Annotated in this window: 1 protein-coding gene and 1 pseudogene; both read right to left on the bottom strand. The window is 68.7% G+C overall.

Going from position 1 to position 527, the window contains the following annotated elements:
* Nucleotides 1-125: pseudogene (locus DJ69_RS18870) on the bottom strand (ABC transporter ATP-binding protein); the annotation flags it as partial.
* Nucleotides 113-527: ABC transporter substrate-binding protein (locus DJ69_RS12065; RefSeq protein ID WP_180271808.1), on the bottom strand; the 415-nt coding region annotated here is incomplete at its 5' end. The gene DJ69_RS12065 and the pseudogene DJ69_RS18870, both read right to left, overlap by 13 nt.

The raw sequence follows: 527 nt of genomic DNA, 5'->3' as shown, positions 1-527 counted from the left end.
CCGTTCGGCCCGATCAGCGAGCAGAGCTCGCCGGCCTCCAGCGCGAAGTCGACGCCGTCGACCGCGGTGATCCCGCCGAACCGCTTCGTCAGCCCGTCGGTTTCGAGCAGCATCACAGCGAGCAGCCGGCGTCCTCTTCGGGGACCATGACCGATTCGGGATCGAGCCGTTCGAGGGGTTCGCCGGGCATGATCGGCGCGTCCCACGTGTCGGCGTACTCGTCGCTGGTCGGAACCGGCCAGGCGACGGTCATCTGGGAGGCGGCCTGGTTGTTGTGGCCCTGGAACGTGTAGCCGTCGGCGCCCTTCGGCGTGTCGGCGACGGTCATCCCGCGCAGCGCCTCCGCGATGTCGGCGCTGTCGGTCGACCCGGACTCCGTGACCGCCTGCGAGAGCGCCGACGCCGCCGTGAACGTCCCGGAGCTGAACAGGTCGGGGACGATGTCGTAGGCGTCGACGTGCATCTGCCGGAACTCCTCGTTGATCGGGTTCTCGTACTGGTTCCAGTGGTACCGACTGGTGAACGGC

This window comes from Halorubrum persicum, assembly GCF_002727125.1.
Classification (GTDB): domain Archaea; phylum Halobacteriota; class Halobacteria; order Halobacteriales; family Haloferacaceae; genus Halorubrum; species Halorubrum persicum.
This window is presented reverse-complemented; position numbering and strand designations above follow the sequence as displayed.